General features: G+C 45.0%; 21 protein-coding genes. 11 read left to right on the forward strand and 10 right to left on the reverse strand.

Going from position 1 to position 21,269, the window contains the following annotated elements; all coding sequences use genetic code 11:
• Positions 1-69: 69 nt before the first annotated feature.
• Positions 70-699 (forward strand): HD domain-containing protein, encoded by a 630-nt coding sequence (locus GYK50_RS01650; protein ID WP_212564127.1) that lies wholly within the window; start codon positions 70-72, stop codon positions 697-699.
• Positions 700-790: 91 nt separating this feature from the next.
• Here GYK50_RS01650 and asd read toward each other — a convergent pair whose 3' ends face one another.
• Positions 791-1,624: an archaetidylserine decarboxylase gene (gene asd, locus GYK50_RS01655; RefSeq protein WP_212564128.1), complete on the reverse strand. Its 834-nt coding sequence runs from the start codon at positions 1,622-1,624 to the stop codon at positions 791-793.
• A 129-nt stretch (positions 1,625-1,753) separates the two neighbouring features.
• On the opposite strand from asd, the gene dtd reads away from it, so the two are divergent.
• From dtd to phoR, 3 genes are all read left to right on the forward strand, one after another.
• Positions 1,754-2,206 (forward strand): D-aminoacyl-tRNA deacylase, encoded by a 453-nt coding sequence (gene dtd, locus GYK50_RS01660; RefSeq protein ID WP_212564129.1) that lies wholly within the window; start codon positions 1,754-1,756, stop codon positions 2,204-2,206.
• Positions 2,207-2,318: 112 nt separating this feature from the next.
• Positions 2,319-3,023 carry a phosphate regulon transcriptional regulator PhoB gene (gene phoB, locus GYK50_RS01665; protein ID WP_058025125.1) on the forward strand — a complete coding sequence of 235 codons (705 nt, stop codon included), beginning with the start codon at positions 2,319-2,321 and terminating at the stop codon, positions 3,021-3,023.
• Positions 3,024-3,115: 92 nt separating this feature from the next.
• Complete coding sequence (gene phoR, locus GYK50_RS01670) at positions 3,116-4,231, forward strand: phosphate regulon sensor histidine kinase PhoR (protein WP_093070394.1); 1,116 nt, start codon at positions 3,116-3,118, stop codon at positions 4,229-4,231.
• 67 nt (positions 4,232-4,298) lie between these two features.
• Here the strand turns inward: phoR and GYK50_RS01675 are convergent, their stop codons facing one another.
• Positions 4,299-4,889 carry a M23 family metallopeptidase gene (locus GYK50_RS01675; protein ID WP_212564130.1) on the reverse strand — a complete coding sequence of 197 codons (591 nt, stop codon included), beginning with the start codon at positions 4,887-4,889 and terminating at the stop codon, positions 4,299-4,301.
• 196 nt (positions 4,890-5,085) lie between these two features.
• On the opposite strand from GYK50_RS01675, the gene GYK50_RS01680 reads away from it, so the two are divergent.
• The gene (locus tag GYK50_RS01680; protein ID WP_348653752.1) at positions 5,086-5,814 is read left to right on the forward strand and encodes a putative quorum-sensing-regulated virulence factor; all 729 of its coding nucleotides are present in this window, start codon (positions 5,086-5,088) and stop codon (positions 5,812-5,814) included.
• A gap of 85 nt (positions 5,815-5,899) precedes the next feature.
• Here the strand turns inward: GYK50_RS01680 and GYK50_RS01685 are convergent, their stop codons facing one another.
• On the reverse strand, positions 5,900-6,865 hold the full coding sequence (locus GYK50_RS01685; protein ID WP_093070390.1) for an alpha/beta hydrolase family protein: 966 nt from the start codon (positions 6,863-6,865) through the stop codon (positions 5,900-5,902).
• A gap of 304 nt (positions 6,866-7,169) precedes the next feature.
• Here GYK50_RS01685 and GYK50_RS01690 point away from each other — a divergent pair, with 304 nt between their 5' ends.
• Positions 7,170-7,853 (forward strand): LOG family protein, encoded by a 684-nt coding sequence (locus GYK50_RS01690; RefSeq protein ID WP_075107332.1) that lies wholly within the window; start codon positions 7,170-7,172, stop codon positions 7,851-7,853.
• Positions 7,854-7,990: 137 nt separating this feature from the next.
• On the opposite strand, the gene GYK50_RS01695 is transcribed toward GYK50_RS01690, so the two are convergent.
• The gene (locus GYK50_RS01695; RefSeq protein WP_420070465.1) at positions 7,991-9,619 is read right to left on the reverse strand and encodes an FAD-dependent oxidoreductase; all 1,629 of its coding nucleotides are present in this window, start codon (positions 9,617-9,619) and stop codon (positions 7,991-7,993) included.
• A gap of 515 nt (positions 9,620-10,134) precedes the next feature.
• On the opposite strand from GYK50_RS01695, the gene GYK50_RS01700 reads away from it, so the two are divergent.
• A complete protein-coding gene (locus GYK50_RS01700; RefSeq protein ID WP_212564131.1) occupies positions 10,135-10,569 on the forward strand; it encodes a COG4315 family predicted lipoprotein in 435 nt (144 codons plus the stop codon).
• A 108-nt stretch (positions 10,570-10,677) separates the two neighbouring features.
• Here GYK50_RS01700 and GYK50_RS01705 read toward each other — a convergent pair whose 3' ends face one another.
• Entirely contained in the window at positions 10,678-11,283 is a 606-nt protein-coding gene (locus GYK50_RS01705) for a YceI family protein (protein ID WP_071002900.1), read from the reverse strand.
• A 506-nt stretch (positions 11,284-11,789) separates the two neighbouring features.
• On the opposite strand from GYK50_RS01705, the gene GYK50_RS01710 reads away from it, so the two are divergent.
• The gene (locus GYK50_RS01710) at positions 11,790-12,068 is read left to right on the forward strand and encodes a type B 50S ribosomal protein L31 (protein ID WP_093070385.1); all 279 of its coding nucleotides are present in this window, start codon (positions 11,790-11,792) and stop codon (positions 12,066-12,068) included.
• 89 nt (positions 12,069-12,157) lie between these two features.
• Here the strand turns inward: GYK50_RS01710 and GYK50_RS01715 are convergent, their stop codons facing one another.
• From GYK50_RS01715 to GYK50_RS01725, 3 genes are all read right to left on the reverse strand, one after another.
• A complete protein-coding gene (locus GYK50_RS01715; protein ID WP_212564132.1) occupies positions 12,158-13,024 on the reverse strand; it encodes an SGNH/GDSL hydrolase family protein in 867 nt (288 codons plus the stop codon).
• Positions 13,018-14,433 carry a nicotinate phosphoribosyltransferase gene (locus tag GYK50_RS01720; RefSeq protein WP_212564133.1) on the reverse strand — a complete coding sequence of 472 codons (1,416 nt, stop codon included), beginning with the start codon at positions 14,431-14,433 and terminating at the stop codon, positions 13,018-13,020. The genes GYK50_RS01715 and GYK50_RS01720 overlap by 7 nt, the downstream gene beginning before the upstream one ends.
• 165 nt (positions 14,434-14,598) lie before the next feature.
• The gene (locus GYK50_RS01725; protein ID WP_212564134.1) at positions 14,599-15,666 is read right to left on the reverse strand and encodes a bifunctional nicotinamide-nucleotide adenylyltransferase/Nudix hydroxylase; all 1,068 of its coding nucleotides are present in this window, start codon (positions 15,664-15,666) and stop codon (positions 14,599-14,601) included.
• 488 nt (positions 15,667-16,154) lie between these two features.
• Here GYK50_RS01725 and nfuA point away from each other — a divergent pair, with 488 nt between their 5' ends.
• Both nfuA and GYK50_RS01735 read left to right on the forward strand, forming a co-directional pair.
• The gene (nfuA, locus tag GYK50_RS01730; protein WP_058025134.1) at positions 16,155-16,817 is read left to right on the forward strand and encodes a Fe-S biogenesis protein NfuA; all 663 of its coding nucleotides are present in this window, start codon (positions 16,155-16,157) and stop codon (positions 16,815-16,817) included.
• Between the two features lie 237 nt (positions 16,818-17,054).
• Entirely contained in the window at positions 17,055-18,365 is a 1,311-nt protein-coding gene (locus GYK50_RS01735) for an O-acetylhomoserine aminocarboxypropyltransferase/cysteine synthase family protein (protein WP_212564135.1), read from the forward strand.
• A gap of 115 nt (positions 18,366-18,480) precedes the next feature.
• Here the strand turns inward: GYK50_RS01735 and GYK50_RS01740 are convergent, their stop codons facing one another.
• Positions 18,481-19,500, reverse strand: coding sequence for an adenosine kinase (locus tag GYK50_RS01740; protein ID WP_212564136.1), 1,020 nt, complete (start codon positions 19,498-19,500; stop codon positions 18,481-18,483).
• Positions 19,501-19,554: 54 nt separating this feature from the next.
• Positions 19,555-20,514 (reverse strand): 16S rRNA (cytidine(1402)-2'-O)-methyltransferase, encoded by a 960-nt coding sequence (rsmI, locus tag GYK50_RS01745; protein WP_212564137.1) that lies wholly within the window; start codon positions 20,512-20,514, stop codon positions 19,555-19,557.
• 131 nt (positions 20,515-20,645) lie between these two features.
• Between rsmI and GYK50_RS01750 the strand changes: the two genes are divergently transcribed.
• Positions 20,646-21,131: a YraN family protein gene (locus tag GYK50_RS01750; RefSeq protein WP_212564138.1), complete on the forward strand. Its 486-nt coding sequence runs from the start codon at positions 20,646-20,648 to the stop codon at positions 21,129-21,131.
• Positions 21,132-21,269 lie beyond the last annotated feature (138 nt).

The following is a 21,269-nucleotide window of genomic DNA, read 5'->3' on the forward strand; positions in this document are numbered from 1 at the left end:
TAACATCAGCGCTATTTTGTTGTTAGCCACACCGTAATGTGTAAAATTATCAAAAAATCAGAGAGAAATATGTCTTCAAACACACTGACGTCATTGACCGATCAAAAATCCGTTGTAACTATCGATATAGAGGACGTCACTCATTTCTTACTAGAGCTAGATGCGCTCAAACGCGTGAATCGCCGTAGTTACGTGACTGAGACTGATCGCAGAGAAAACTCTGCCGAACATTCTTGGCACTTAGCAATGGCATGCTGGTCGATCGCTGAGTTGTTTGAGCTGGATGTCAATCATGAACAATTGCTAAAGATGGCACTGGTACATGATTTGGGCGAGATTGATGCGGGCGATACGTTTTTGTACGCCGACTCGCGTCATGATGCACATGTTGAGGAGCGAGCGGGTATCGCCAGATTGCAAGGCGAACGCGGCAATGGGATTGGCAATTTGAGTGAGATTTGGGAGGCGCAAGAGACAGGCAGTAGTAAAGAGACTGCGCTACTTAAAGTGGTCGATCGCTTACTGCCATTTTTGCTCAACTTAAATACTGAAGGCAAAACGTGGCGTGAGCTTGGAGTGACACGTAGTCAAGTGGCAGGTGCACATGCGTTTATTCAAGACAGCTTTGCTCCTATTCATAAATGGCTATCACACAATATTGACTATGTGACCCAGCAAGGATGGTTGATCGACGCGTAAATCTATAAAAACGCTAGGTATAAAAAAGCCCAGTTGAGCATTGTGATATACGCTTCACTGGGCTTTTATTTTTTATTATATTAGAAATAAATTACGGTTTCGTGACACCCAGTAATTGACCCATTTTTACAAAACTATTGGCTTTCATGGTCTCTTGCCAGTCGGCTTTTGCTGCTTTTGGCAACACTACGATAGCCGTTGATCCTAAATAAAAACGACCAAGCTCTTCGCCTGCCGCAAACTGCATATCGTGATCCGCTTCTTGTATATCATCCGTGCGGGTAATTTTGCCAGTGGCGACGGTTTCGATACCAGCGACAATCATAGCGCCTACCATGACAACGGCCGCTTTGCCATACTTGGTATCAAATATGCAGACCAAACGCTCATTACGCGCAAACAAGTCCGGCACATTAGCTGCCGTGGTATTGTTGACCGAAAACAGCGTACCAGGGACATAGCGAGTCTTGGTCAGCGTACCGGCAAATGGCATATGAACACGGTGGTAATTGCTAGGGGCTAGATAGATTGTCGCAAAACTACCATCGGCAAAATAACGGCCATCTTCGCTATCAGCCAGCAATTGGCCAACGTCATAGTGACGCCCTTTGGCTTGTAGCATTTTATGATCTTTAATTTGCCCAAGCTGAGAGATGATACCGTCAGCAGGACTAACGATGCCGTTTGCGGTGGTATCGATGGTGCGAGCATCTTCTTTTAGTTCACGGGTAAAAAAGTCATTAAAACTCTCGTAAGCATTAAGGCTCTGGCGCTCATACTCATCTAGGCTGATATTATAAGCTTTGGCAAAACCACGGATAAAGGTGCGTTTGACATAAGGATGACGACTGGCGGCCAAACGTCCAGCGACTTTACTGAGCTTTTGCTGCGGTACCAGCTGTTGTAAGGTGGTAAATACATTCATAATAAGGCTACCAAAATAGGATGTGATGTCATTATTGCATAGGCAAGTTAATGGCCATATTTTATCATGGACAGCGTATTATTGTCTGACCATAAACTGTAAGCCATTTATAAATAAAGAAGGTCGTAAATGAAAGCACTGATACAACGAGTGAGCCGTGCCAGCGTCACTATCGATGAGCATTGTGTTGGCAAAATTGATCATGGGATATTGGCCTATATTGGGTTGGGTCATGATGACGATTTCGCCGCCGCCAAGCGAATGATTGACAAAATATTGACCTATCGCATTTTTGAAAATGATGACGATCCTGCCAAATTTGGTAAACTGGATAAAAACGTCCAGCAAGTCGGCGGCGGATTGTTATTAGTGTCACAATTTACGCTGATGGCAAAAACGGATAAAGGTCGCCGCCCTGACTTTGATGGCGCGATGGCACCTGATGCGGCCCAAGTGCTGTTCGAGCAACTCATCGACTATGCCAAAACCCAGTATCCGAATGTAGCCACTGGTCAGTTTGGCGCTGATATGCAAGTTGAAAGCATCAATGATGGACCACTTAATTTTCTATTGGAGATCTGACATCAGAGTGTCATCAGGCTGTCATAATTAATCCGTTTAATAGATAGAGACTGGTGAGTATTTATCGCCTTTTTATATGCCAGATTTTGTCCGCTAACACCGAGAATGTCCTATGTATAATGAGAAAATTTTGATTGTTGAAGATGAACCTGCGATTCGTGAAATGGTTGTGATGACGCTAGAAATGGCTGGGTTTGATAGCCTACAAGCGGCTGACGTATCAGAAGCGCATCAGCAAGTGGTCGATCATAGACCGTCATTAATATTATTAGATTGGATGTTGCCCGGAGACAAGAGCGGTGTTGATTTTTGTCGTATGCTCAAAAGCGATGAGATGCTCTCTGAGATACCCGTCATTATGCTAACGGCCAAAAGCGAAGAAGACAGCAAGGTTCACGGCCTAGATGCAGGTGCAGATGATTACATGACCAAGCCTTTTTCGACGCGCGAGCTGATTTCCAGAATCAAAGCGGTCTTGCGCCGTAGTAGCGCGATGAGTAGCGACAAGCCTATCGAAATTGGTCAGCTGAGTCTCGATACCAAAAGCCAGCGCGTGACAGCCGCAGGAAAAGTCATCGAGGTCGGCCCGACAGAATATCGTCTACTGGCATTTTTTATGAGTCACCCAGAGCGCGCTTACACAAGAACGCAGCTGCTCGATCAGGTTTGGGGCGGTAACGTTTATATCGAAGATCGAACCATTGATGTACATATCAAGCGTCTACGTAAACTACTGCGTCCTTATGATTGTGATACATTGATACAAACGGTGCGCGGTACAGGCTATCGGTTCTCTAGTCTTATTGAGCCAAGCTAATCTTATATAAGTTGATTTTTGATAACTTGATCTTGTATGAACAATGCCACCATAACAATAAATAAAATAGCGGATAGTGGTAAGGATAAGAAATGAACAAGATAGCGCCAGCAAAAAAGAAAAAAGACCATAACTATAATAATGACCAGCAAGATGCGCCAGCACAAATCGCTAGCCAAAATGCGGCGGAGCAATTAGAGAAAATCAGAAGTGCGCTGCGAGCATTGCGAGATGCGGTCATCTTACTGAATGAAGATGATGGGTTAGAGTGGTGGAATCAGGCGGCGCAGGATCTCTTGTCACTGCAGCCAGCTGACAAAGGCCAAAGTGTGTTTGACTTTATCATTGTGCCCGAGTTTCGCCAGTACTATCAAAACACCACCCTGCCCAATGATGGTATTCATATAGAATCGTGGCGCGATCCCAGTCGTTATCTAAAGTGTGAGCTCACGCCTTTTGGTGACGAGAAGCTATTGTTTATTTATGATGTGACCCGCGTACAGCATTTAGAGCAAATGCGCCAAGACTTTGTGGCGAATGTCTCTCATGAGCTACGCACGCCGCTGACAGTAATGATGGGCTATTTGGAGAACTTCTCTCACCAACCAGACATGCCGCCACAGTGGCGTCGCGGTTTTGAGCTGATGACCCAGCAAACAGCCCGTATGAATCGAATCGTAAATGACTTATTACTGCTCTCCAAGATTGAAATCGAAGAGACGCATGAGTTTAATGATGTCGATATGACCAAACTCCTCACCAATATCTATGATGATGCACAGGCATATAACCAAGCGTACAAGCACACCATTCATTTGCACATAGATACCTATGACGGGTTATATGGGTCGGAGGTGTACTTGATCAGCGCCTTGTCCAACTTAGTCATTAATGCGATTAAATATACGCCAAAAGGCGGTAATATTACCATCAGTTGGACGCAGACATCGGATGGGTGCCGATTTGCCGTTGAGGACGATGGACTTGGTATCGCACCAGAGCATATTGCGCGTTTGACGGAGCGCTTTTATCGTATTGATAAAGGGCGTAGTCGTGCCACAGGCGGTACAGGATTAGGGCTGGCTATCGTGAAGCACGTTTTGCATCAGCACGAGGCGCAGTTGCAGATTGACTCAATAGAGGGAGAGGGGTCGACATTTAGTGTGGTATTTCCAGCCGCGTATGTGAGATCGGCTGCGACAAATTAGTACAGGCCTTGCCCATATTGTTTAGACTCGTCATGCGGATTTATTTAGCATGCCTAATTTAGTATACCTAGTCTTTTTGCAACAGCGGGTAAGGGTTGACGGCACTGCCATTGATATAAATACCGTAATGTACATGTGGCGGTGTCCCTTTTGCGTTACCGCTGTCACCCACATAACCGATAATATCGCCTTGATTGACCCAATCATTGGGCGCAATATCGGCATAGTCTTCTAGATGCGCGTAATAATGACCAGCACCGCCAGGCCCTACCACGACGACCACGCGCCCACCCAAGTTATTCTCACCAACCTTACTCACAATTCCCTGCGTGGTTGACTGTATCGGCGTGCCACGTTCTGCAAAGATATCGATGCCTTCATGTGAGCGCCCTTGACTGCGTGCCGCACCCCACGTATCGGTCAGACGCTTGTCTGGTAGCGGATTTGGCAAGCTGTTCTCTGTTGGCAGTTCTTGTTGTAATAGGCTCATCTGCTGCCATTTGGCGACCACAAACGATTGGGTCTGCTCGCTAATGCTGGGTAGCAGCTTATCAAAGACAAATAAAAACCCTAGCAATACAACCGCCTTAATCAGTACGCCGAGTACACGACTGACAAAAGAAGGCTTCGGTGGTTGGCTTTTTCCATCTGCTAGCATTGATGTCTCTTATCTGTTTTATATTATATGAGCTAATATTATAAAAGCCCTATCTGCTAAGGTATGTATCGCATTGTTATCTATGGCTTTTATCCCCATAAATACAGGTGTGGTTAAATACAAGCACAGCAAATATAACTTTATCTACTTAACGCTTCGGTTGAGCGATGATGGTGCTACGAATGGTTAATTTTTTATGAATGATGCTTTGAACACCGCTGACATGACAGATACGGCTACTATGGCTGAAACAGCGCTTGTCATCGATACTGAAACCGATCAAGGCCGTGATCCGAGACCCATTCAAGTGGCGACGATCAACGTGGCAACTGGATTTGAATGGATGAAGTACTTCAATAGCGGCCGCTCTATATCCCCTGCCGTCATCAAGGTGCATGGTATTACTGATGCTGACGTGGCTGGTCTTGAGCGTTTTGAGCTGGATCAGTTTGAGCTGCCAGAGTATTTGATTGGTCATAATGTACGCTTTGATTGGCGAGTGATTGGCAGCCCTTCTGCTAAGCTGATTTGTACTGTGAGACTCGCGCGTGCTGCCTTTCCAGAGTGGCGCGCTTATGGTCAGTCTAAGTGTATCGAGCAATTATTGGGTAAGGGCGAGGCGAGCATGATGACGATTGCCGCTCATGATGCGCTAGGGGATGCGCGGATGTGTTATCTACTTTACCAAGCCTGCTGCGAGCGTTTAGAGATTGCACCGACCGATTTTGCAGCGGCACATGCTATCTCAAATAAAGCGACGCCTGTGAGCAAGATGCCATTTGGCAAACACAAAGGCAAGCCAATCAAAGAGGTGCCTATCAGCTATGTTAAATGGATGATAGGCAATATTCATAATATGCAGCCGTCACTGTATTCTGCCCTAAAGAAGCGGATAGAAGCAGAAAAAACAAACAATGCTAAGTAATAAAAGCGCATTTATCGACTTTGTGTATTGATACAAATAAATGATATCAGTCGCGACGGCCTCTTATATTGATGGATGAACAACGCTATTCACCTTTACTAAACCAATCTACTGCCATTTGCCACAGCTTTGGCGCTTTAGCATTGGTTTTACTGCTAAAGTAGCGCATGTGACCGATATGATTTAATCCGAAATCTTCAGGATTTAAAAACCGCTTTTCGACGGGCATGTTCGTAAATACGCGTATCATGTCATCCATGTTTTCGCTATTGGCAATATCATCATCACTAAAGCCAAGCCACAATGCTGGCATGCTGAGTGCATCGTAAAAATGGGTGTGTATACTTTTACCAAAAGCAGTCTTGATATAGCCTGCGCCATTACACCATTCACGCCATTGACGAGCCACGCCGCGCGGTAGTGGCTCGCCCATGCCGATTTTGTCTGATGGTGTGTACCCTAAGGTTAAGTTTGATAGTGGGATAAAGGCATCCATAAATCCCATGGCTTTGAGCTTATAAGGCATGCCCATGTTTTTGATGCGGCCTGAAGAGCACGCGACATTGAATACGGACGTAATCGCCTGATAATTTGGCATCAAACCGATAAGCTGGCCACCTGCACTATGACCGATAAGGTGGTAAGACGCCTCAGGAAACTCATCTTGCAGCGCATCAAGTACGGCAGGCATATCGTGTCGCCCCCAACTGATGAGCGAAGCATCACACTTTGCCAGATTGGTCGAAAGCGACTCACCAATCCCTTCATTATCAAAAGTCAGTACGCCAAAGCCGCTCTCTGCTAAATAGATAGCAAAGCTATGATAAAAATGACGTCTGATTCCTGTGGCGGGCGCGATCATAATCGCTGTTGTCGTTCCCTCTTTAGGACGATAGACGGTCGCGGCCAACACTCGATTGCGATCGGTCATGATGCTCAACGAGTACGTGTCGATATTGGTTGCGCCATCAGCAATATTAGGACTAATCAAAGGATTGTTAATAATACTTTCTGCATACTCTGCGGCAGAAACAGCGTTGTGATTATCCATCTTGATACCTTCATGTCTTTTATGAGTAGATAGTGATTATTAAACTGCGATGAGTCATCAATTCCCATCTTTAAAATGTAGTTGTTGCGTAGTGATAAATCGTTGTGACTATGTGGTAGCATTGCTTATGTTAAGATAAATACTAGCGAGACAGGTACTCAAATATGACTTTCAAGTTTTGTCTGACTTGGTTGAACTCATTCTATAAATGGCGTGCATAACACTATAAATGAAACGTGTGGTATTTGACCTTTACTAATAACAAACACTCAATAAAAAATGATCGATAAATTAAGGAAACCATATGCAAATGAAAATCAACGATGATACTTATGATGTAATTACGAGCAAAGACATCACCAATATAGAAAAAGCCGTGGATAAATCAACACTAACGATGCCGCTAGTGGCCGTATATTGCGGTTCACGCTTGGGCAACAATGATGTGTATGAGCAGGCAGCACGCGAGCTTGGCAGTGCGTTGGCAGATAATGGTATGGGACTGGTATATGGCGGTGCTAGCATTGGTCTCATGGGCGCGGTCGCAGATGAGGTCATCAAAGGCGGCGCTGAGGCGGTAGGCGTCATTCCAACCTTTATGCTCAAGCACGAAATCGCTCATGAGCAGCTGACTCGCTTGCATTTGACCGATACCATGCACACGCGTAAGACCGTTATGGCAGAGTATGCTGATGCCTTTATTACCTTGCCGGGCGGACTGGGCACACTAGAAGAAATTATGGAAATCGCCACATGGCGTCAGCTGTATCAACATGAAAAACCAATGATTATTCTCAATATCAATGGTTTTTATGACCGTATGATTGAGCATCTAAAATATACCACCGAGCAAGGGTTTATGAAGCAGCAAGATTTAGATCGTTTGGTGGTGTGCAATACCATCAACGAGGCAATCGAGATGCTACAGACCGTCGTGACCATCAATGATCATGTAGATACAGAAAAAATGGCTGGTAGCAACAGCTAAGCTTTATAAAATCGAGCAATTAAAAGCAACCACGTAAAAAAGGAGCAGATAACCGATTATTGGTTGTCCGCTCCTTTTTTATAGTCAGTTTTATATTCATAAAGCTAACCGTAAACGCTAGAAATGACTAATACTTGCTATACACCAGCGGGTGAGAGATCATCCAGTGCTGCTTCACGAATACTATGATTGACATCTGCCATTGCTATTGGAAATCCACGCTGCTCAGCGAGTACACGTGCAACCTTATCAACAGCCAGACCATCGTTATGTATCAAGTACGACCATTCGTGTGCGTAGCGGCTACGATTCATTGGCGTATCGTTCTGTATCAATCCGAGCGTCGTCAGCTCATTCACTATCTGATCAGCAGCGATCAAGGTTGAAGATGCTTTGACGTTTTCGGCGCGAGCGTAACGTATATTAGAATACAAGCTTACGTCAGCCACTCGCAACGTATCATCTTCTCCAGGAATTTGCTGCCCACCATATAGCGCATTGCCAACAGTGCGTGCACTATTGAATGTCGGTACAAACTCAGCCACATATTCAATCGCCTGCTGGCTACGCGCTTGTAGTGGCGCTTTGTCCCAGCCATCCTCGATATAGTGTACGTATTGCTGTGGTAGTTTAGGCTGAGCGCTGTCTGAGCTAGATGCGACCAGACCGTCATCAAATAAGGTAATGGCTTTACTCATGCCATGTATCTGAAAATACCCACCCGGATAGGGGGTTAACTGCGCCATGCCTTCGGGCGTACCTCGTTGACCATACACAATAATCTCAGGTATCTGTCCACCTGCATCGCCCCAATGGGTGACATAAGAGGATTTAAACTCGACCATGCGCGTGACTTCTACGCCGACCATATCATCGATGACACCAGTGCGAAAACCGCAAGCATTGACCAAATAATCGACTTCGATAGATTCAGCTTGAGAGTCGTTTGCTTGCTGATAGTCAATGCGCCATTTGGTAACATGGTGATCGGCATTGGTGCAGTTTTCACAATCCACAGGGACTACTTTTTGTACTGTGGTGTCAGTAAAGACATGGGCATGATCATATTCTTCAAGCGCCAACTGCGCAGAAGCCGCCAAGCGAAATATATTCCAGCCATATTCTTGTACGACAATCAGTGGAAATTTTACCTTATTTAAGTCTAAGTATTTGGCAACGGGTATCATCCACTCATCAACCGTACTTGGTACTTCAACTTGCTCACGCTCAGACAACTCAAGCAACTGCTCATGGCTATAGAGCTGATAGTAATCCTCAGGTTCGCCAAGTACTTTATTGTTGACATCCTGCTCGATAAGCTCTTGATACGCCGCTGTCAAAATATCCAAACGCGGCAGCAAGTCTTCAGGCAGTCCTTCATCGCGTGTCGGCACCGCAAATACAGTAGGACGAACGTCGATGGTATAAGGATAAAGACGTAATATGTCAATACATTGCTTGAGGAGCGCCACACAATCTTCATCAGGTATCTCGCGGTACAAGTTGCCGCCAGCATGCAAATGGCACATTGGTGGACCATCAATGAGTGATTTTTTCTTCTCAAACAAATAAGTCTCAAGCCCTAGTGCGGCAAGGCGAATAGCAATCGTTGAGCCTGCAGTACCGCCGCCCAAAATGCCGACGCGTTTAGTAGGACGTTTGGCAGGCGAGTTTTGATGATATCCATAAGACAGTACCTTAGAAGAATCATCTTGTTTGACAGAATGAGCGTGATTTTTATTAGAAGACTGAGTCATTGTCGTCATTATATCCTTAGTAGCATTTGCATCAGGCCATGCTCGGTGTAATCATTAAATGTCTTGTAACTATCGATATGCGTGCGAAGGTCGCTAAGTTCAATATTTATTTATAAGCCACAACAGAGGGATTTTCTATTGTGTAGTAATACTTCATTTCTATAAGTTCATTTTACGAAGAACTACAGACAATATGATGACAAATACGTAAGTAGATGCATGAGTTTTGTCAACGAGGTGAGGTGGTCTTGGGCAGTTTCTAATAGGCGAGGTCGAGTGCAACATCTGGAGAATGGGGATAAGGTCAGTCTTCTGTAGCCAAAAAGCCCTGTGTTTAAGCATTTTGTAAGATTCAGCCACTTTTGTAAGTTTGTATATTGACTGCCATTATCGCTAAAAACTGTATGCTATATTCATTTTGCTGAAGTGAAGTTAAAGCTTTGTTTTTATCACTTTCACATCAAAAAATAAAAACGGCTTACAAAATTTACTATTACAATTATCAAAATGACAAGGAAGTTGCTATGAAAAATATCATGATGTTATCTGCACTAACTGGCGTATTAGCATTGACAGGCTGTACGACCATAAAAAGTGTTGTTGGAAATGACATGTCAGGCACGCACGAAGTCCAAGCGACCAATAACAACATGGCCCCTGTCGCTAGCAAAAATGGCGTGTTGGTTGATGCAACCAATTACATGACGCTTTATACCTATGACAAAGATTCAATGAATAAGTCAGACTGCGGCACAGCGTGTCAAGTTGTGTGGCCAATTTTCCAAGCACCAAGCAATGCTAAAGCTTCTGGCCAGTTTGCGGCGTTCAAGCGTGAAGATGGTAAGTATCAATGGGCGATGAATGGTAAACCATTATACTTCTATGCTAATGATACAAAGATGGGTGACAAAGACGGCGATGACAAATTTGACGTTTGGCATGTTATTCCAACCAAATAAGGTATCATGATATTATCTTAAGGTAAAAGTAGCTTAAGACAAAAAAGCAGCCCTATCATAGAGGCTGCTTTTTTATGGCTAGTAGTAAATGCTAGAAACTAACAAGACTTATTTTGACTTCTTTTCTACCAACTCACCATCTATCTGAATAGGCACATTGGTGGTGATGCCTTGTGAGTAAGCGTCCATGCCATACGCTGTACGATCGATATTACCTGTTGCACGGAAGCCAACCACAGGTTCTTTGGTCAAAGGACTGTTATCGATTTTCTTTAGCGTTAGGTTAAGTGTTAATGGTTTGGTTTGACCAAGTAAAGTAAAGTCGCCAGTGACTTTTGCTTGTTGTGGATTGATAAAGTTAACCTGAGTGGATTTAAAGCTCATGGTAGGGTACTTCTCAACATTGAAAAACTCGTCGGTTTTCAGATGCTTGTCACGGGCTTCCCAACCAGTATCAATACTGTCTGTATCTACAACAAAGTTAAATTGAGTTTGATTTGGGTTTTTTAGATCGAACTGTACAGTGCCGTCGACATCACTAAAGTGCCCCATAACCGTAGAAAATCCCATATGCTCAACAGAGAAACCGACACGAGTATGTGAATTATCTAGTTGCCACTGAGTTGGTAGAGCAGCGCTTGCCATAGTCGTGATAGCAAGTGCTGAGCTGATTAATAGTGCCTTAGTAGTAGTTTTGATGGTAGTGTTTATCATTGAATAGTCCTTATTTAGTGTTAGGGAAGTTGTGCTTACCGATGAACAAAGAGTGCGATATTTTTTGAAGAAAACTGACTAGCCATATCGCATAAATGTTCGATAGATAATAGATAATAGATAAATGGCAAAGAAAAGCTAAAGCTCGTTAGCTTAACTACAGATATCTATATAATTGATTAATTAAACTAACCAAATTATTGTACTGGGTTAACTCGTACATCTCAACACTATTTGTGTATTGGTGACAACTTATCACATATCTCTATCACAACTGCGGCTTGCGTTGGGTGACAAAAACCGTTAAAATCGCGGTTTAATTTTCCCGCTGGGGAAAGGCTAAGTGAGCAGAAGAGTGGTGCTTTGTGCTGGAATAAGCCAGTGACGCAGTTGCCATACTTATAATGTCCTTAGTGCCTCAGTTACGTATGTTTTCGTTTGCTTGAGACATCGCTCATGATGTTGACGCAAATTGCCATACATACATCGGACCTAGAGAGTTTATTATGCGTAAAGATATCCATCCTGATTACCAAGAAGTTTTATTCCATGACACCAATGCTGACGTGTTCTTTTTGACTCGTTCAACGGCTCAGACTAAAGCGACTCGCGAATACGAAGGTAAAGAATACCCATACTACCCACTTGATATCTCAAGTGCGTCGCATCCATTCTATACTGGTGAGCAACGTAAAACCTCTACTGAAGGCCGTGTTGCAAGCTTCAACAAACGCTTTGGTGCATTTGGTGGCCGTAGCAAGAAAGCTGCTGACGCTGCTGAATAATTTATACCTATGGTGTAAATGTGTTTTGCTAAATAATAAAAAACCGCTGATGATTCAGCGGTTTTTTTTGTTTTTAAACACATGTGTTTTTAGGCACTAACACTTGAGTGTGTTTGGTCATCAGCCTGAATGGCAGATGGAGCCAATAACTGCGTAATGTTTTCTACAATTTGCTGTGCCCAATAACCATACATCAGGCTACTCGGATGAAAGCCATCACTGGCGAACATCACGGCAATATCAATAGGCTGACCATTGCCATGCTCTTTTATCATGCGTGCAAAGTCAGTTGCCATATAGTTGACACCGTCATGAGCAGCGCAGACTTTTTGCAATATCTCATCAAGTATTGAGGCCTTTGCCCCAACAAAATTATTGAGTGGGGAGGGAATCGCAGGCATCTGCGCCATCGGTGGTAAGCTCAAAAAAATCAATTCGCGGACACCAAACTTGCGCTGTGCAATATGGATGATGTCTTCGATCTGCTGTTGCCATTTGTGGACTGCCACATTGGACGTCGTATCGTTGACCCCAACGCTCAGCAGCATCACATCGATAGGTTGGTCAGGAGTAGGGAGAACATATAATCTGCGTAAAATATCAAAGCTAGTATGACCAGTCGTCGCTTGTAATGACCAATTGAGCTGTGCAAAGTTCGATCGAATAACGGCATTCTGTTCCAATATCGGAATCAGCTTACCAACCAGCGCTTCTTGCTGAGTCTGACTGCCAACACCTGCTGCTGCTGAATCGCCCACGACCATCAAATTAAGCGTCTCTTGGCTTTTAGATGACAGTCCATCATCTGCTTTTGATAGCTCAACCATACCATGTCTTTCGCCGTTTGGCTCCGGCAAACGAACGGTTTCACGCTTGATTTTACGACCCTGATAAAGATATACAGGGGCAAGTAGGACATCTTTTGCTATAGATGTCAGTTTGTTGGTGTCTACCATCCTGCACGCTCCCTAATAGTTGTAAGGCTATCCTCAATCAATAATTGACCATCGACATAGACATCACGCAATAGATTGTCCGTTTGAGCACTCAATGCTTGCTCTTTTATGGTTTTGATCTGGCCATTGCCATCTTGTACCAGTGCCAATCGTCCTTTTTTCGATCGTTTTGAGCGGCTGGTGATAGGGTCTTTATAAATATCTTTCCATGTGCCATCGATACAGATAGCGCTCGATTTCATCGCCCAGCTCATGGTGTCGCGGTTGACTTGTTGCAATAATCCGCCGCCCATCCCAAAGGTGATGTTATCCACGCTAAACCCAGCCTTTAGCACCACATCGATAATGCTGCCCAAAGTGTTTGGGCTGATGCCATCGCCTTGGATGATGCGCACATAATCCGGTAGAACTTTATAGCCTTTACTGTTTACCGTCGTGCCAAACTTCACCGCCAAGCGCTCTAGCGCTTCACGGATGACTTTAGTCGGCTCGCCACTGTCTGGTCGAATGACCAAGGTACCGCCCATGTTTTTGATGTCGTCTTTTAAGGCGTCGCCCCAGATATTATCGATCGCATTCCATAGGTCGTAACTGTCTGATACCACCGAAAACGCTTTGTCTGTGCCGCCAAACTGCTCAATCATATTGTGAAAAGCAGCGGTTTCTCCATCACGTCCCCAAGCCGTCATTGTGCTGTGTTCGGCCGCTGGGATAGAGAACGCAGGCATGTCATCACCCATCTGATACCAGCGACTGGCTGCAATAAGTGCTGTCATTGAATCGGTACCAGCAAAGTTGACCAAATGCGCCAAGCTGCCAAGGGCAACCGTTTCCTGACTCGACGCACCGCGCGCGCCAAAGTCATGTAAGCGAAAAGGTAGCGACTCTGTATTGTCCGCTGACTTTTCTAGCGCTTGACGGATAATCTCTTTGCAATAGCGAGAGACACTAGCGACCGTTGACGGATACCAAATCGCGCGTAATAGCGCTGTTTCGATATAACTTGGTAGCCAATAAAACTCAGGATCAGTGTTGATAACTTGGCAGACTACATTTGATGCCGGAGCGATGCTGCCCTCAGGAAAGGCTTGAATACGCAGTGGCAAATAGCCGTTGTGTTTTTCAATCAAGTGCTCCCAGCCCGCACGATTAAAGGTTAAGCCATGCGCTTTAATCACTTTTTCGGCTTCGTCGATATCTTGATGCGTGATAGGAGTGCTTAGGTACTCTTTGATAAAAGCCTGCAGATTGATAAAAGCCTGCAGACCGAAGAACACCACATCGTAGTCGCCTTTACGCGCCTCAACGTAGCTCGACAGATACTCACTGCCACTTGGGTATTGCACCCAATGTGAGGTTTTATAGCTGTCACTATTTAAGATTAAATTGTTTAGATTACTGGTGTACATCACAGAACTCCTCTGCTTTGAGCTGCCGCAGCTGCTTTGAAAGAACAGTGGCGGCGGTTGAGTGCCGTCTATCGGCACTGATATAAAAAGTTAAAAAATACATTGTGTAGATATCAGTGAGGGTTGATTTGACTATGACCTGATCATCCGTTTAATAACGAAAAACTACAATCCAACCATTTTGGTAATAATCGCATAATGATCTTCAAACATCATTTTGGCATCAAGCTCTGCCAGTGGCAGCCAAAAAGCCTTGGTTGCGTCATCGCCGCCTTTTACTTTTGGTAATCCTTTCGGATCGTTTTTGAGCTGGAAGTAAAACGCTTGGGTAATGGTGCGTCCGCGTGCTGAGCGATACGGGTCATCAAAGGTATGCTGACTGTGGCAAGAACCGCGCAATACGGGCTCAGGCACTTTCAGGCGTGTCTCTTCACGCAGCTCACGAATACAAGCGTCAAATAGCGTCTCTTTTGGATTCAAAAATCCACCCGGTAATGCCCACAATCCGCGTCCCGGCATACTACGTCGCTCGACTAGTAAGATGTGCCCCGACTGTACAACCAACGCATCAGCCGTCATGAAGGTTGGTGGATAGGGGGCAGATTGCCACTGTCTTTTGTATTTATCAATAAAGTCCGCTTCTTCATGCAGTTGATGATAGTCGTCCGTTTTTTTGAATGCATCGAGGACGCTGCGCGTTGACTCAGGCGTGCGCTCAGGCGTTGGCGTAGCGCCCATCAGATAGCTGTCGCGAATAGGCGTGGCTGATAGATTATGATAATTAGGCACTGACACCGATGCCCAGTTAGGGAACAGTGATAAGTAATATGATGAGCTGTCTTTTGAGTGACCAATCAAGCCAATATCTGTTTGCAAATCACCCGTGACCGATTTCACGCCTGCTTGGACGTATTGTAGCCAGCGCGTGTCGTTGTATAGTGCATCGTCTAGACCGACGCAATGGATACGAGCGGCGTCTTCTGCTGAGTAAGCGCCCTTGATCATCGCAGCGCGTTCAGCGACGCTAAACGGATTACGTAAGCTGCGTGGTAGATTGGCCGAACCAATCAGCATAATCACTTCATCAGAGCGTTTGAGCGCTTCGTCAATGACTGCCTTGTGCCCACAATGAAACGGCTGGAAACGCCCGATAAAAACCAGATAACGATAGTGTGTACTGTTTTTTTGCTCGGGGTTTTGCTTATCTGAAGCTTGCTCTGATAATTCACTCATAGACGCTAATTTCCTACAATTTATTTTTATTGATAAAAAATTAATGACGCTAATACTGACACAGCCTGTGACTTTCTGACAAGTGGAAAGATGTTTAGGGGTGTATCCTTAGTAGGCATTATTTGTATTTAATCTGCTTGATAAATAATGCAGCTGTCTTTATATAGAGGGTAGCTTATCAGTCATTATATAAACAATGCCTAATCTACTGACTTGTAGTGCCATTGAAAAAACCAATGACAACCATTTGCAGCGGTCACGGTTCAATTCACAGTAGCGCGGTCGGAATTACTCCTTGATTCAGGTATAATGGTCATTATAGACGGATTAAATTTTATGACTATTGCTGCCAGTGCATTACAATAATAAACCTCAAGCACTGATGGCTTGCAAACTGATATAAGCCATAAAAATTTTGAAAAATTCAAATTCACGACACGGTCGCCATAATAGATATTGCGCTTGTGTCACAATGCATAGGAAACATTATGAGTGAACAAAATCAAGCCGCTGACTATGAGTCAGCATTAGATACTGAGCAAGTTGAAGCAAAAAGCAATATCACCATCACTGAGTCTGCTCAAGGCTATTTGGCAGACTTGTTAGCCAAGCAAGATACTGATGGCATCGGTGTGCGTATCTTCGTTGAGCATCCTGGTACGCCGCGTGCGGAGTGCTGCATGGCTTACAACCAACCAGGCGAAGAAGACAGCGCTGATTTGTGTTTGACCTATGATGATTTTTCAGCCTTTATCGAAGCGGCCTCGGTGCCTTATCTAGAAGATGCGGTCATCGATTACAATAAAGATCGTTTTGGTGGTCAGCTGACCTTCCGCGCGCCAAACTCTAAAGTACCCAAAGTGGGCGCTGATGCCAGTGTCGAAGAACGCATCAACTATGTCTTGCAGTCGGAGATTAACCCTGGCTTGGCAGCACATGGCGGTGACGTACAGTTGCTTGAATTGATTGAAGAAGAAGGTATTGGCTTGACCGCTGTGTTGAAATTTGGCGGTGGTTGCCAAGGCTGTTCAGCTGTTGACATGACACTGCGTCAAGGCGTTGAAGTACAGCTTAAGCAGCAAATACCAGAGCTGACGCAAGTGGTTGATGATACCGACCATACGCGCACAGAAAATGCTTATTATAAATAAATGCAAAAATCCAATAACCAATAAAAGCAGCATAGCGGTTATAAAAACGCCTATGCATGTTTGTCATTAAGCAATTAGTATTTTGCTATTCTTTTAATAAAGAAGCTGAGTTATGATGAACTCAGCTTTTTTTATTGCTATGATTTAGCAGACAGCTTTTTGAGATAGTTTTTAAACGCGAACTCTTGAATCAGTAAATCTTGATCAATACATTTGATCCATACAAAGGAATGTACGATGAGTGATGAACAAGCAGCCCAAGAATTAAAGAACAACCAGCGTCTTGAGACCTTGGCGATTCATGCTGGCTATAGCGTGGAGCCGACCACCAAATCCGTCGCCGTACCTATCTACCATACCAGCTCCTATGCGTTTGATAACACTCAGCATGGTGCTGATCTGTTTGATCTAAAGGTCGCGGGCAATATCTATACGCGTATTATGAACCCGACCAATGCGGTGCTAGAAGAGCGCGTTGCTGCGCTTGAAGGTGGTATCGGTGCGCTTGCGGTCGCCTCTGGTATGGCTGCTATCACTTATGCCATTCAGACGATTTGTGAGGCAGGTGACAATATCGTTGCGGTATCGACGCTATATGGCGGTACTTACAATTTGTTTGCGCATGCATTGCCGCGTCAAGGTATCGAGGTGCGCTTTTTTGACCACAAAAATCCAGAAGCCATTCGTGATTTAATCGATGATAAGACTAAAATGGTCTTTGCCGAGAGTATCGGTAACCCACTAGGTAATATCGTAGATATTCAGGCGCTCAGTGATATTGCTCACGAGTACGGTGTGCCTGTCGTGATTGACAATACCGTTGCCACGCCTGCGCTATGCCGTCCGTTTGAGTTTGGTGCGGACATTGTGGTGCATTCATTGACTAAGTATATGAGCGGTACGGGGACGTCGATTGGTGGTGCGATTATCGATAGTGGTACGTTTGCGTGGGGCGATTATCCTGAGCGTTTCCCATTACTGAACACGCCAGATGCCAGTTATCATGGGGTGAATTTTGTCAAAGACGTGGGCGCGCCTGCCTTTATCGCGCGTGCTCGTGTCGCACCGCTACGCAATACGGGCGCGGCGCTTAGTCCGCTTAATGCGTTTAGTATCTTGCAAGGGATGCAGACGCTGAGCCTACGGATGGAGCGTCATGTACAGAACGCACAAGCGGTTGCAGAATACTTACGTGACCATGACAAGGTCGCTTGGGTAAAATATGCAGGCCTGTCTGACCATCCTGAGCATGAGCTTGCCAAAAAATATATGAAAGGCACGCCTTCTGCTATTTTGACCTTTGGCGTAAAAGGCGGTTTGGAGGCAGGGTCGCGCTTTATCGATGCGCTACAGCTGATTACGCGCTTGGTGAATATCGGTGATGCCAAGTCATTGGCCTGTCATCCTGCCTCGACGACGCATCGTCAGCTAAATGGACAAGAGCTTGAGCAAGCTGGCGTTAGTGAAGATATGGTACGTTTGTCTATTGGTATCGAGCACATTGAAGACATCAAAGCCGATCTTGCGCAAGCATTAGCTAATGCTTAATATAAAAGCGTGCTCATTTAGGAAAATTATTTGAGTGATTATAATCTATAAACAAAAAAGCCCATATCGACTTGATATGGGCTTTTTATTTGCGTTAAATATACATATTCAGCATTTAAGCAGATAGGACACGCTGAGCGATATCTCGGTAATCCTGCGAGGCAAGACGGGGGCCAAACTGCTGGATGACTTGTGACGATATTTCGCTGGCAAGACGTCCACACTCTGGCAAGCTATAATGCTGCGATAGCGCATACAAGAAGGCACCCGCGTAGTTGTCACCTGCACCATTGGTATCGATGACACTCGTCACTACTGGCGTTGCCACGTCGTAAACTTCGATTTCCGACTCGTCATCAGGTTTGTGGGCAATGACCGCACCGTTGGCACCATCAGTGACGACCGCTGTTTGGCAATGCTCAAGCAGGGCACGGGCAGCGGCTTTGACTTGTTTTTTATCGGTGAATAGCTTGGCTTCTTCGCTATTACAGAATATCACGGCAACTTTATTGCCGAGCATGTTAAGCAGGCCGTCTTTGGCAAATTTCACTACAGCAGGATCCGCAAAACTCACGGCAATTTTTGCATTATGAATACCGGCTTGTTGGCGCAGTTGAGTCATTGCTGGTTGGATGCTTTCAGACATGGCCAAATAGCCTTCTAAATATAGCCAGTCTGCTTGCGTCAACGCATCAAAATCAACATTGTCAGCTGCGATTTCGCTTGAGGTGCCAAGATAGGTCTGCATGGTACGCTCGCCATCTTCGGTGACAGCCACCACGCAGGAGCCGGTCACACCGCCTTCATGGATAGATTTGTCTGAGGTTGCGACGCCTGCTTCGTGCAAGTCTCTGAGGTAAAACACCCCTTGATCGTCATCACCGACGCGGCAAGCATAAAACGGCTTACCGCCGAGGCTAGCAAAGGTAAACATTGTATTGGCTGCTGAGCCACCGCCGGCTTGTTTTGATGGCTCAATCTCAGCCAGCTTAAAGTAAGCCAGTAGTTGCTGCTGCTCCTCAAACTCTGCTAATGTCATATTACCTTTGGTCAGCTCGGTCTCTTCTAGTGCCGCATCTGACAGCACATACTCGTGATCAACCAACGCATTACCTATCGCCATTACATCGTACATTGCTTACCTCTCTTCAATTAATTTATAAACAGTTATCTTTCTTATTGTTAAAAACTAGTCAGCTTGCAGCTCTAGTAGACGCTGATAAAGTGCATTCTTTTTTACACCAGTGATATCAGAGGCCAGCGCGGCTGCTTTTTTGACCGATAGATCCTCTAGCAAACGCTGTAGCAATTTATCATGAGTACTGATGTCGTCAGTATCCTTTGCCATACCGGCGCCAGCGACGACCACGACGATCTCACCGCGTTGCTGATTGTCATCTGCTTTGACAAACTCGACCAAATCGCCAAGGGTGCTCTTATGTATGGTTTCAAACGTTTTGGTCAATTCACGACAAAAAGTCACTGCACGGCCTGCACCAAATATCGTCTCCATATCTTCCAGGCTAGATACGATGCGATGCGGCGCTTCATAAAATATCAGAGTTTCGGTACGTGCGATCAAATCGTTCAGTTGTTTTTGACGGCCGTGAGTTTTGGCTGGTAAAAACCCAATAAAGCTAAATCGATCTGATGGCAACCCTGCCACTGACAATGCGCCAATAGCAGCAGAAGCCCCAACGATAGGAGATACGGTCACGCCAGCTTCATGTGCAGCCTGTACCAATTGATAACCTGGGTCACTGACCAGTGGCGTACCAGCGTCACTAATCAAGGCAACCGAATGACCTTGCTCAATCATTTCAATGATTTTAGGCGTTTGAATAGCGCTATTGTGTTCGTGATAAGCCCATAGCTTGTTATGACCTTTTTGCTTCGTTGTAGCCTCATCATCTTCTTCTACACTACTTGTGGCATGATGGGTCTCTAAGCTTTTTGCCTCATCTGTTTTGCTTCCTTTAGTATCAATACCAAAGTGCGACAACAGCTTACCTGAAGTGCGAGTATCTTCACAGGCAATGATCGCGACCTGCTTTAAAACATCAATCGCGTGTGGCGTCATGTCGGTCAAGTTGCCAATCGGCGTGGCAACGATATAGAGACAAGCTGGCATCGCAGTAGGGGTAGACATGAAAACCTCGGGTCATTAACAATAATAGTGCGCCATTATATCCAGTCGTTATCTATGATTTTTCAGTCAAATAGTGAGTGAATAAATCGATAGATTTTGAGAGCATAACGCGCAGAAGTGGCTAGTTTAGCATGTTGTGCTATGATAATTCTCAAATGTTAAGCAGACGAATTAACCTTATGGCGAATCACAAACCCTTGATCTTAACCTCACCGAAACAACGCCAAGGCAGCTTGTTTGAACAGCAGGCGTGTGAGTATTTACAAACACAAGGGTTACGGTTGGTGGCGCAAAACTGGCAACAGCCAAAAATAGGTGAGCTAGATCTGATTATGATGGAAGCAGGACCCGCATGGTCAACGCTAGTATTTATCGAAGTTCGTCAACGCAAGCGGTCAATCTATGGCGATGCAGCACTCAGCGTGACGACAAGCAAGCAGCGTAAAGTGATTAAAGCGGCACAATGTTTTTTGCAGCAGCATCCTGAGTACGCTCATTATGACTGCCGCTTTGATGTCATTGCTTATAATACGGCAGGTAAGCTCAGCTCAAAAGAGAATCCGTTGAGTGATGAGCTGCAATGGCTTAAAGGTGCCTTTGTAGCCAGTGCATGGTAGTAAATATATAACGCAAATACGGGATGACTCGCGCGCCTGACTGAATCTAGCGCGCAATACTCGTTACCAAAAACCTAACCGCTGCTGGCCAAAATTAAGTAAAGTAGCTGTTAACAAAACTTGTCTTATCACTGCTAG

Origin of the sequence: Psychrobacter pacificensis, from assembly GCF_018336615.1 — a bacterium.
Taxonomy (GTDB): Bacteria; Pseudomonadota; Gammaproteobacteria; order Pseudomonadales; family Moraxellaceae; genus Psychrobacter; species Psychrobacter pacificensis.

Bases quoted from the DNA above. Each gene is read 5' to 3' on its own strand.
- GYK50_RS01680 (WP_348653752.1), top strand. From the start codon at position 5,086: ATGAATGATGCTTTGAACACCGCTGACATGACAGATACGGCTACTATG.
- GYK50_RS01685 (WP_093070390.1), bottom strand. From the start codon at position 6,865: ATGGATAATCACAACGCTGTTTCTGCCGCAGAGTATGCAGAAAGTATT.
- phoR (WP_093070394.1), top strand. From the start codon at position 3,116: ATGAACAAGATAGCGCCAGCAAAAAAGAAAAAAGACCATAACTATAAT.
- GYK50_RS01705 (WP_071002900.1), bottom strand. From the start codon at position 11,283: ATGATAAACACTACCATCAAAACTACTACTAAGGCACTATTAATCAGC.
- GYK50_RS01695 (WP_420070465.1), bottom strand. From the start codon at position 9,619: ATGACGACAATGACTCAGTCTTCTAATAAAAATCACGCTCATTCTGTC.
- GYK50_RS01700 (WP_212564131.1), top strand. From the start codon at position 10,135: ATGAAAAATATCATGATGTTATCTGCACTAACTGGCGTATTAGCATTG.
- asd (WP_212564128.1), bottom strand. From the start codon at position 1,624: ATGAATGTATTTACCACCTTACAACAGCTGGTACCGCAGCAAAAGCTC.
- GYK50_RS01750 (WP_212564138.1), top strand. From the start codon at position 20,646: ATGTTGTGCTATGATAATTCTCAAATGTTAAGCAGACGAATTAACCTT.
- GYK50_RS01690 (WP_075107332.1), top strand. From the start codon at position 7,170: ATGCAAATGAAAATCAACGATGATACTTATGATGTAATTACGAGCAAA.
- GYK50_RS01740 (WP_212564136.1), bottom strand. From the start codon at position 19,500: ATGTACGATGTAATGGCGATAGGTAATGCGTTGGTTGATCACGAGTAT.
- phoB (WP_058025125.1), top strand. From the start codon at position 2,319: ATGTATAATGAGAAAATTTTGATTGTTGAAGATGAACCTGCGATTCGT.
- rsmI (WP_212564137.1), bottom strand. From the start codon at position 20,514: ATGTCTACCCCTACTGCGATGCCAGCTTGTCTCTATATCGTTGCCACG.
- GYK50_RS01715 (WP_212564132.1), bottom strand. From the start codon at position 13,024: ATGGTAGACACCAACAAACTGACATCTATAGCAAAAGATGTCCTACTT.
- GYK50_RS01725 (WP_212564134.1), bottom strand. From the start codon at position 15,666: ATGAGTGAATTATCAGAGCAAGCTTCAGATAAGCAAAACCCCGAGCAA.
- GYK50_RS01675 (WP_212564130.1), bottom strand. From the start codon at position 4,889: ATGCTAGCAGATGGAAAAAGCCAACCACCGAAGCCTTCTTTTGTCAGT.
- GYK50_RS01650 (WP_212564127.1), top strand. From the start codon at position 70: ATGTCTTCAAACACACTGACGTCATTGACCGATCAAAAATCCGTTGTA.
- GYK50_RS01720 (WP_212564133.1), bottom strand. From the start codon at position 14,433: ATGTACACCAGTAATCTAAACAATTTAATCTTAAATAGTGACAGCTAT.
- nfuA (WP_058025134.1), top strand. From the start codon at position 16,155: ATGAGTGAACAAAATCAAGCCGCTGACTATGAGTCAGCATTAGATACT.
- GYK50_RS01710 (WP_093070385.1), top strand. From the start codon at position 11,790: ATGCGTAAAGATATCCATCCTGATTACCAAGAAGTTTTATTCCATGAC.
- GYK50_RS01735 (WP_212564135.1), top strand. From the start codon at position 17,055: ATGAGTGATGAACAAGCAGCCCAAGAATTAAAGAACAACCAGCGTCTT.
- dtd (WP_212564129.1), top strand. From the start codon at position 1,754: ATGAAAGCACTGATACAACGAGTGAGCCGTGCCAGCGTCACTATCGAT.